The organism is Pelomonas caseinilytica, assembly GCF_021353235.1.
GTDB lineage: Bacteria > Pseudomonadota > Gammaproteobacteria > Burkholderiales > Burkholderiaceae_C > Pelomonas > Pelomonas caseinilytica.
Map to the genome: position 1 here is coordinate 261,142 of NZ_JAJTWT010000008.1, position 8,170 is coordinate 269,311.

Annotated in this window: 11 protein-coding genes and 1 pseudogene; 3 read left to right on the forward strand and 9 right to left on the reverse strand. The window is 71.3% G+C overall.

Going from position 1 to position 8,170, the window contains the following annotated elements:
* Window position 1: 1 nt before the first annotated feature.
* The 3 genes from bufB to LXT12_RS19275 are packed head-to-tail and all read left to right on the forward strand — an operon-like array spanning window position 2 to window position 2,015.
* On the forward strand, window positions 2-832 hold the full coding sequence (gene bufB / locus LXT12_RS19265) for an MNIO family bufferin maturase (RefSeq protein WP_233393913.1): 831 nt from the start codon (window positions 2-4) through the stop codon (window positions 830-832).
* Window positions 829-1,518, forward strand: coding sequence for an HvfC/BufC N-terminal domain-containing protein (locus LXT12_RS19270; RefSeq protein WP_233393914.1), 690 nt, complete (start codon window positions 829-831; stop codon window positions 1,516-1,518). The genes bufB and LXT12_RS19270 overlap by 4 nt, the downstream gene beginning before the upstream one ends.
* On the forward strand, window positions 1,515-2,015 hold the full coding sequence (locus LXT12_RS19275) for a DoxX family protein (protein ID WP_233393915.1): 501 nt from the start codon (window positions 1,515-1,517) through the stop codon (window positions 2,013-2,015). The genes LXT12_RS19270 and LXT12_RS19275 overlap by 4 nt, the downstream gene beginning before the upstream one ends.
* Here the strand turns inward: LXT12_RS19275 and tolA are convergent.
* The 9 genes and pseudogenes from tolA to LXT12_RS19320 form a co-directional block, all read right to left on the reverse strand.
* On the reverse strand, window positions 1,999-2,859 hold the full coding sequence (tolA, locus tag LXT12_RS19280) for a cell envelope integrity protein TolA (RefSeq protein WP_233393916.1): 861 nt from the start codon (window positions 2,857-2,859) through the stop codon (window positions 1,999-2,001). The genes LXT12_RS19275 and tolA overlap by 17 nt on opposite strands.
* Window positions 2,859-3,290, reverse strand: coding sequence for a protein TolR (gene tolR / locus LXT12_RS19285; protein ID WP_233393917.1), 432 nt, complete (start codon window positions 3,288-3,290; stop codon window positions 2,859-2,861). Before tolR ends, tolA begins: the two co-directional genes overlap by 1 nt.
* Window positions 3,291-3,419: 129 nt before the next feature.
* The gene (tolQ, locus tag LXT12_RS19290) at window positions 3,420-4,091 is read right to left on the reverse strand and encodes a protein TolQ (protein ID WP_233393918.1); all 672 of its coding nucleotides are present in this window, start codon (window positions 4,089-4,091) and stop codon (window positions 3,420-3,422) included.
* Window positions 4,088-4,483 carry a tol-pal system-associated acyl-CoA thioesterase gene (gene ybgC / locus LXT12_RS19295; RefSeq protein WP_233393919.1) on the reverse strand — a complete coding sequence of 132 codons (396 nt, stop codon included), beginning with the start codon at window positions 4,481-4,483 and terminating at the stop codon, window positions 4,088-4,090. Before ybgC ends, tolQ begins: the two co-directional genes overlap by 4 nt.
* On the reverse strand, window positions 4,480-5,670 hold the full coding sequence (locus LXT12_RS19300; protein ID WP_233393920.1) for a pyridoxal phosphate-dependent aminotransferase: 1,191 nt from the start codon (window positions 5,668-5,670) through the stop codon (window positions 4,480-4,482). Before LXT12_RS19300 ends, ybgC begins: the two co-directional genes overlap by 4 nt.
* Window positions 5,670-6,173, reverse strand: coding sequence for a transcription antitermination factor NusB (nusB, locus tag LXT12_RS19305; protein WP_233393921.1), 504 nt, complete (start codon window positions 6,171-6,173; stop codon window positions 5,670-5,672). Before nusB ends, LXT12_RS19300 begins: the two co-directional genes overlap by 1 nt.
* Window positions 6,170-6,643 (reverse strand): 6,7-dimethyl-8-ribityllumazine synthase, encoded by a 474-nt coding sequence (gene ribH, locus LXT12_RS19310; protein WP_233393922.1) that lies wholly within the window; start codon window positions 6,641-6,643, stop codon window positions 6,170-6,172. Before ribH ends, nusB begins: the two co-directional genes overlap by 4 nt.
* A 14-nt stretch (window positions 6,644-6,657) precedes the next feature.
* Window positions 6,658-7,755: a bifunctional 3,4-dihydroxy-2-butanone-4-phosphate synthase/GTP cyclohydrolase II gene (ribBA, locus tag LXT12_RS19315; protein WP_233393923.1), complete on the reverse strand. Its 1,098-nt coding sequence runs from the start codon at window positions 7,753-7,755 to the stop codon at window positions 6,658-6,660.
* Between the two features lie 295 nt (window positions 7,756-8,050).
* Window positions 8,051-8,170 (reverse strand): annotated as a pseudogene (locus LXT12_RS19320) (IS630 family transposase); the annotation flags it as partial.

The window sequence follows — 8,170 nt, forward strand, 5'->3', positions numbered from 1 at the left end:
CTTGAGCGCCGCTCCCGTCGGCATCGGCTGGCGTCAGCCGCATTACGAGGCCCTGCTCGAGCGCCGGCCGGACCTCGGCTTCATCGAGGTCCATTCGGAGAACTTCTTCGCCGACGGCGGCGCGACGCTGGCCGTGCTGGAGGCCGGCCGCGGGGCCTATCCGGTCAGCCTGCACGGCGTCGGCCTGGCCCTCGGGTCGGCGGCGGGGCTGGACGGCTGGCATCTGGACCGGCTCGCGCGCCTGGCCGACCGCGTGCAGCCGGACTGGGTATCCGACCACGCCAGCTTCGCGCGCGTGGGCTCGGGCCTGCACGCGGCCGACCTGCTGCCCATTCCCTTCGACGACGAATCGCTGGCGCTGATGGTGCGCCACGTCGACCAGGTGCAGCAGCGCCTGGGCCGGCGGATGCTGGTGGAGAACATCAGCGCCTACGTCGGCTGGGCGGGCGGCACGTTGGCCGAGCCCGAGTTCTTCAACGAGCTGACGCGCCGCAGCGGCTGCGGCCTGCTGCTGGATGTGAACAACGTGTTCGTCAATGCCCGCAATGCCGGCCATGCGCCTGCCGACGCGGCCCGCGAGGCCATGCGCTGGGTGGATGCCATCCGGCCGGGCAGCGTCGGCGAGATCCACCTCGCCGGCCACGGCGAACTGCCGGACGGCTTCGTCATCGACGATCACGGCAGCCGCGTGCGCGACGAGGTCTGGCAGGTCTACCGCCATGCGCTGGCGAGGCACGGCCCGGTGCCGACGCTGATCGAGTGGGACACGGCGGTGCCGGCCCTCGACGTGCTGCTCGACGAAGCCGCGCGAGCCCGGGCGGTGCAGGCATGAAGGCCGACCAACAGGCCTTCGTCGATGCGCTGCTGGGCCGCAGCCCGGCGCCGTCGTCGCTGACCGGCGGCGAGCGCGGCCTGGCGGCCTACCGCGACAACCTGAGGGCCTTGTCCGCCCAGGCCCTGGCCGTGCCCTTTCCACGGCTGCTGGAGGCGCTGGGCGAGGCGGATTTCGGCGTCCTGGCCTGGAGTTTCTGGCGCGCCCACCCGCCCGAACGTGGCGACCTCGCGCAGTGGGGCGGGGCACTCGAAGCCTTCCTGATCGAACGTGCCGGCGAAGCCTCGGGCCTGCCCGACCTGGCGCGGCTGGACTGGGCCCTGCACCGCGCCGAGCGCGCCGCGGACGCGGAGCTGGACGCCGGCTCGCTCGCCCGGCTCGGCGACACGCCGCCCGAGCAGCTCTGGCTGGCGTTGCGGCCGGGCGTGGCGGTGCTGGGCCAGCGGGACGGTCCCGTCCTCGTCTGGCGGCAGGGCTGGAAGGGCCAGTGGCTCGCCCTCTCGCCGGCCGAGGCGGCCTTCATGCAGGCCCTGCTCGACGGGGTGAATCTTGCCGAGGCCCTGGTGAAAGGTTCGGCGCCCGAAGCCGACTTCGACTTCGGCGCCTGGCTGCAAGCCGCGCTGCGCCAGGCCTGGCTGAAAGAGGTCAGCACGGTGCCCCCTTTCCACAGCCCCTCGACACCATGAACGCATTGATCTCCGCCGCCCTGCGCAGCTTCACCGACCCCGGCCAGGTCACCACGCCCGAGGCCACGCGGCTGCCGGCCCCGGTGGCCGCCCTCGTCAGCCACCTGCAGTCCCTGGCCCTGCTGGCGACGCGGCTCTACCTCGCCCAGGTCTTCTTCGCGTCGGGCCTGGTCAAGCTGCGCGACTGGTCGGCCACGCTGGCGCTGTTCAACGACTACTACCAGGTGCCGGTGCTGCCGCCGGCGCTCGCCGCCTACGCGGGCACGGCCGGCGAACTGGCCCTGCCGGTGCTGCTGGTGCTGGGCCTGGGCGGGCGCTTCGCGGGCGTGGGGATGTTCGTCGTCAACTTGATGGCGGCGCTGTCGCTGCCGGCCGAGGACCTGTCCGCGGCCGGTGCCCTGCAGCACGTGCTCTGGGGCGTCCTGGCCGCCGCCATCGCGCTGTGGGGCGCCGGCCGCTGGTCGGCGGACCGGCTGCTGCCTATTCGCGCGGCCTGAAGCTCAGGATGATGACCGGCGGCACGCGGCCGTCGGTGTCGCGGGGCAGCATCTCGGCCTTCTCGATGGCGCGCAGCACGGCGCGGTCCCATTCGTCGTCGCCACTGGCCTTGAGCTTCTTGGTGCCGAGGATGCGGCCGTCCGGCGCCAGCGTCACCTGCACCTCGGCCGTCGGGTTGGCGGCGCCTTCGTCCGAATAGATGATGAGGGGCCGGATCTTGCCCTTCACGCGGCCCACCCAGCCCGCCGAGGGCGCGGCGCTCTGTGCGGCCGTGCCGGTGGAGCCCGGCGTGCCGCCGGCCATGCCCTGGATGCGGCGCAGGAACTCCTGGCGCTGGGCCTCGCGGCGGGCGTCGGCTTCCTTGGCCTCCTTCAAGGCCTTGGCGTCCTGGGCCTTCTTGCGGTCCTGCTCTTCCCTGGCCGCCTTCTCCTTGGCGGCCTTGGCCTCTTTGTCCTTGGCTTCCTTCTCCTTGGCCGCCTTCTCGCGCTCGAGCTTGGCGGCCTCCTCGCGGGCCTTGTCCTCCTTGCGCTTTTTCTCCTTGGCGATGGCGATCTCGGCCTCGCGCTGCTCGGCAGCGGCTTCCTCGGCCGCGCGCTGCTGGGCCTTGAGGTCAGGCTTGGGCGGCGGCGCCTCGGATTCGGGCTCGGGCGGGGCTTCCTCGCGTGGCGCGGCCACCTGCGGCACGCTGGACCACAGCTCCGCCTCGAAGGCCGGCGACGAGTCGCTGTGCCAGTTCAGGCCGTAGCTCAACGCGAGGATGAGCAGGCCGTGCGCCAGCAGCGCCAGGGCCAGGCCGCGGCCGATGCCGGCGGCTTCAGGGGGGCGCAGCGTGGCCGTGCTCATCAGTTGCTGGAGGCGCCGCTCTTCACGGCCAGACCCACGCGCTGGATGCCGGCGCGCTGCAGGGTGTCCATGACCTGCACGACGGCTTCGTACTTGACGTTCTTGTCGGCGGAGATCACGACGGGGCTGGTCGCGTCGCGGCCCTGGGCCTTCTTGACGCGCTCAGCCAGCCGGTTGGCGGGGATGGACTCGGGCTCGAGCTGGTCGACCTTGATCTTGAGCTTCTCGTCGGTGCCGACGATGACCTGGATGACGTGCTCGGGCTGCTGGCGGCTCTTGCCCACGCTGGGCAGGTCGACGAGGCCGGTGGTGATCAGCGGTGCGCTGACCATGAAGATGATGAGCAGCACCAGCATCACGTCGATGAAGGGGACCATGTTGATCTCGTTCATCGTGCGGCGCCGGCGTGCGCGAGAGACGGTTGCTGCCATGTCGAATGTCGGGTGTTCAGTCGAGCGCCGTAGGCGCCTCGACACCTCCAGCGGCACCCACCGAACCGGCTTTGCCGGGCGGTCGGGTGCGCCCCCTTAAGGGGGCCGGCGAAGCCGGTAGGGGGTGGGTCATTGACTTGCGTTGCGTTGCAGGATGTTGGAGAACTCCTCGATGAAGGTCTCCAGCGTGATGGCGCTGCGGTCGATCTGGCGCGCGAAGCGGTTGTAGGCCAGCACGGCGGGGATGGCCGCGAACAGGCCGATGGCCGTGGCGACCAGGGCCTCGGCGATGCCGGGGGCCACGGTGGCCAAGGTCACCTGCGTGAGGTTGGAGAGGCCGACGAAGGCGTGCATGATCCCCCAGATGGTGCCGAACAGGCCCACGTAGGGAGAGACCGAGCCCACCGAGGCCAGGAAGGACAGGTTGCTCTCCATCGCATCGAGCTCGCGCTGGAAGCTGGCCCGCATGGCGCGGCGGGCCGCGTCGAGCAGGGCGCCGGCATCACTGACGCGCTTCTCGCGCAGCTTCAGGAACTCGCGCATGCCCGAGGCGAAGATGCGCTCCAGCGGCGCGCCGTCGGTGCGGTTGCCCACGGCCTGGTAGAGGTCGTTGAGGTTCTTGCCGCTCCAGAACTCGGCCTCGAAGGCGTCGTTGCGGCGCTTGATCTGCGACAGGCCGATGAGCTTGCCGAAGATGACGCTCCAGCTCGCCAGCGACACGAGCAGCAGGGCGCCGATGACGAGCTGCACGGCGAAGCTCGCGTGCAGGATCAGGGAGACGATGGAGAGGTCTTGGTTCATGCGGTGATCGCAGCGACGACGCTGTCGGGCAGGCGTTGGGGTTTGAGGTCCGAGGCGCGCACGCAGCCGATGCGGATTTCGCCTTCGGCCAGCAGCGTGTCGCCGCGCAGGGCGCGCTGGCGAACGACGAGGCTGGCACGGCCGGCGGGTTCGGGCTCGACGGTGATGGTGAGCAGGTCGTCCAGCCGGGCCGGCGCGACGTAGCGCAGGCTGGTCGCTGCGACGACGAACATCAGGCCGGTGGACTCACGCAGCTCGTGCTGCTGGACGCCCGCCGCCCGCAGCCACTCGGTGCGCGCGCGCTCGAAGAACTTGAGGTAGTTGGCGTAGAAGACGATGCCGCCCGCGTCGGTGTCCTCCCAGTAGACGCGGACCGGGAACCTGTAATTCATCGCAGCACCTCGCGCAGGCGGGCGACGGCTTCCTGCAGGTCTTCCATGGACGACGCGAAGGACAGGCGCATCCAGCGCCCCGGGTCGGCCAGGCCGAAGTCCCGCCCCGGCGTCAGCGCGACCTGGGTGCTGTCGAGCAGTTCGTGGGCGAAGGCCCAGCTGTCGGCGTGGAAGCGGCTCACGTCCATCCAGGCGTAGAAGGCGCCGTCGGGCGGCACGGGCACGGTCAGGCCGAGCTCGTTCAAGGCCGGCACGATGAAGTCGCGGCGCTCGCGCAGCACGGCGCGGCGGCGCTCGAACTCGGCGATGGAAGCCGGCTCGAAGCAGGCCAGGGCCGCCTTCTGGGCCAGCGTGGAGGCGCAGATGTAGAAGTTCTGCGCCAGCCGCTCGATGGCCGGCACCAGGGCCGGCGGCAGCACCAGCCAGCCCAGTCGCCAGCCGGTCATGCCGAAGTACTTGGAGAAGCTGTTGACCGAGACCACCTCGTCGCCCAGGCCCCCGGGCAGGGCCAGGGCGGTGTGGCCGAAGTGGGCCTCGTAGCTCAGCGGCAGGTAGATCTCGTCGACGACGGTGACGCCGCCGCGTTCGCGCACGAAGCCGGCCATGTCGGCCAGCACCTCGGGGGCGATGGAGGTGCCCGTCGGGTTGCTGGGCGAGGCCAGCAGCACGCCGCGGGTGGCTGGCGTCCAGGCCTCGCGGACCTGGGCCGCACCGAGCTGGAAGCGCGCCCCCGCGCCGGTGGGCAGCAGGCGCGGCGTGGCGTCGGCGGCCGTCACGAAGTGGCGGTTGCAGGGGTAGCAGGGGTCGGGCATCAGCACCTCGTCGCCGCGCTCGAAGAGGGCGAGGCAGGCGAGTTGCAGGCCGGCGGAAGCGCCGGCCGTGACGGCGATGCGCTCCGGCGCGATGGCCAGGCCGAAGCGCTCGCCATACCAGCGGGCGATGGCCTCGCGCAGGGCGGGCAGGCCGAGGGCGTCGGTGTAGGGCGTGTCGCCCTGGGCGACGCGGGCGGCGGCCTCGCGCACCGCGGGGGCGGCGCCGAAATCGGGTTCGCCGATGTTCAGCCGGATCATGCGCCGGCCGCCGCGGGCCGGGTCGCACAGCGGGCCGGCCGCGACGCGCGCCGCGGCCTTGGCCAGTTCCATCACGTAGAAGGGCTCGATGCGGTCGAGCCGGCCAGCGAGCTTCATCAGCGTTTGGCCGCCACCTCGACGGGGCGCAGGTCGCCGGCCGCGCGGTCCAGCACGCCGTTGACGTACTTGTGGCCATCGGTGCCGCCGAAGGCCTTGGCCAGTTCCACGGCCTCGTTGATGGCGACCTTGTAGGGGATGTCGATGCAGTGCTTGAGCTCGTAGGCGCCGATCATCAGGATGGCGTGCTCGATGGGCGACAACTCGGTGGTCTTGCGGTCGACGTGGCGGGCCAGGATGGCGTCGAGGTCGGCAGCCTCCTGCACGCAGCCGGCCAGCAGGGCGTCGTAGTGCTTGATGTCGAGCTTGGCATAGCCGTCCTGCTCGCGGCCGAGGGCGACGATGGCGCCGATGTCCTCGCCGGTCAGCAGCCACTGGTAGAGGCCCTGCAGGGCGGCCTCGCGCGAACGGCGCCGGGCGGACTTGGCGGGCGCGCGCTTGGCGGCGGGCTTGGCAGCGGGTCTGGCGGCCGTCTTGGGTGCGGTCTTGTCGGGGGCGTTCACTCGATCTCTTTCAGCAGGTTGGCCATTTCGACCGCGACTCGCGCGGCATCGCGGCCCTTGGGCTCGGCGCGGGCCCAGGCCTGGGCCTCGTTCTCGACGGTGAGGATGGCATTGGCAATCGGGATGCCGTGGTCCAGGCCGACGCGGGTGACGGCGGCGCCGCTTTCGTTGGCGACCAGCTCGAAGTGGTAGGTCTCGCCACGGATGATGCAGCCCAGGGCGATGAGCGCGTCATAGTCGTTGCTCTCGGCCAGGGCCTGCAGGGCCAGGGGCACCTCGAGCGCCCCGGGCACCGTCACGTGGCGCACGGCTTCGGCCGGCACGCCCAGCACGGACAGCTCGGCCATGCAGGCGCTGGCGAGGGCGGAGGTGATGGAGTCGTTGAAGCGGGCCTGCACGACGGCGATCGTGAGCTCGCTGCCGTCCAGCGCCCCTTCGAAGCCGGGCAGGCCTTGTTCGGAGTCTTGCATCGCGTCCTCGTCGGTCAGCAGTTGGGGGGGGCCACGAAGCCGGTCACTTCGAGGCCGTAGCCGGTCATGCTCGGCATGCGCCGCGGGCTGCCCAGCAGCCGCATCCGGTGCACGCCCAGGGCCTTCAGGATCTGGGCGCCGACACCGTAGGTGCGCAGGTCCATCGCGCCCTTGGACGCCGCGGCAGGCGTGCAGGCCTGCACCCGGGCCAGCACGCCGGCGGCGTCCTCGCCGCAGTTGAGCAGCACCGCAACGCCGGCCGGGCTGGCCTGGAGTGCCGCCAGCGCGGCGGGCAGGCCCCAGGAGTGGCCGCAGGGGCCGGCCTCGAGCAGGTCCATGACCGACAGCGGCTCGTGCACGCGCACGAGGACTTCGTCGGCGGGCTTCCAGGCCCCATGGCTCAGGGCGAGGTGGGTGGCGCCGGTGCGGTCGGTGAAGATCTGGCAGGCGAACTCGCCCTGGGCGGTGTTCAGCCGCCGCTCGCCGACGCAGGTGATGAGGCTCTCGTGGCGGCTGCGGTATTCGATGAGGTCGGCGATGGTGCCGATTTTCAGGCCATGCTCGGCGGCGAAGGCCTCCAGGTCCGGCAGGCGGGCCATGGTGCCGTCGTCCTTCATGATCTCGCAGATCACCGAGGTGGCCGACAGGCCGGCCATGCGGGCGAGATCGCAGCCGGCTTCGGTGTGGCCGGCGCGCATGAGCACGCCACCGTCCTGGGCCTGCAGCGGGAAGACGTGGCCGGGCTGCACGAGGTCGCTCGCCTTGGCCTCGGGGGCGACGGCGGCCTGCACGGTGCGGGCGCGGTCGGCCGCCGAGATGCCGGTCGTGACGCCGGTGGCGGCCTCGATGGAGACGGTGAAGGCCGTGCCGTGCTGGGTGCCGTTGCGCCGCGTCATCGGCGGCAGCTGCAGGCGTTCGCAATGCTCGCGGGTGAGGGTCAGGCAGATCAGGCCCCGGCCGTGCTTGGCCATGAAGTTGATGGCCTCGGGCGTGACGAGGTCGGCCGCCAGAACGAGATCACCCTCGTTTTCGCGGTCTTCCTCGTCCACCAGGATGACCATGCGGCCGGCCGCCAGCTCGGCCACCAGCTCGGGAATGGGGGAGATGGGCATAACGGCGGATTGTAGGTGGGGACCCTAGGGAGGGTCTGCAGAACCCCTGTGGGCCGCGGCGAGGTCTTTGCCGGATGCGGGGCAAGGCACGGACCGCCGCCCAGGCTCGTGCCTGGTCCAGGTTCGCAACGCCGCCCAGCGCCGGCAAAGCCACGCCCCCATGGGTTTGCGAGATAACCGGCCCGCCAGGGTGTTGCGCCGCAAAGCTGGGGCGGCAAGCCCCAGCTTCACGCCGCGCCTACTTGCGGGCCGGTTCTCTCGCAAACGCGACCCGCAGGGGTTCTGCAGACCCTCCCTAGTGTCCTGTCCCGCTGATACGTGAGCAAAGTCGATGCAGCTTCTCGAGGATCGAGTCGGCGGTAGCGGTCCACTTGAACGGCTGGCAGTTCGCGTTGTATCCAGCGACGAAGTGGTC

Bases quoted from the DNA above. Each gene is read 5' to 3' on its own strand.
- LXT12_RS19275 (WP_233393915.1), top strand. From the start codon at position 1,515: ATGAACGCATTGATCTCCGCCGCCCTGCGCAGCTTCACCGACCCCGGC.
- ribH (WP_233393922.1), bottom strand. From the start codon at position 6,643: ATGCAAGACTCCGAACAAGGCCTGCCCGGCTTCGAAGGGGCGCTGGAC.
- LXT12_RS19270 (WP_233393914.1), top strand. From the start codon at position 829: ATGAAGGCCGACCAACAGGCCTTCGTCGATGCGCTGCTGGGCCGCAGC.
- LXT12_RS19300 (WP_233393920.1), bottom strand. From the start codon at position 5,670: ATGAAGCTCGCTGGCCGGCTCGACCGCATCGAGCCCTTCTACGTGATG.
- tolA (WP_233393916.1), bottom strand. From the start codon at position 2,859: ATGAGCACGGCCACGCTGCGCCCCCCTGAAGCCGCCGGCATCGGCCGC.
- tolR (WP_233393917.1), bottom strand. From the start codon at position 3,290: ATGGCAGCAACCGTCTCTCGCGCACGCCGGCGCCGCACGATGAACGAG.
- tolQ (WP_233393918.1), bottom strand. From the start codon at position 4,091: ATGAACCAAGACCTCTCCATCGTCTCCCTGATCCTGCACGCGAGCTTC.
- ybgC (WP_233393919.1), bottom strand. From the start codon at position 4,483: ATGAATTACAGGTTCCCGGTCCGCGTCTACTGGGAGGACACCGACGCG.
- ribBA (WP_233393923.1), bottom strand. From the start codon at position 7,755: ATGCCCATCTCCCCCATTCCCGAGCTGGTGGCCGAGCTGGCGGCCGGC.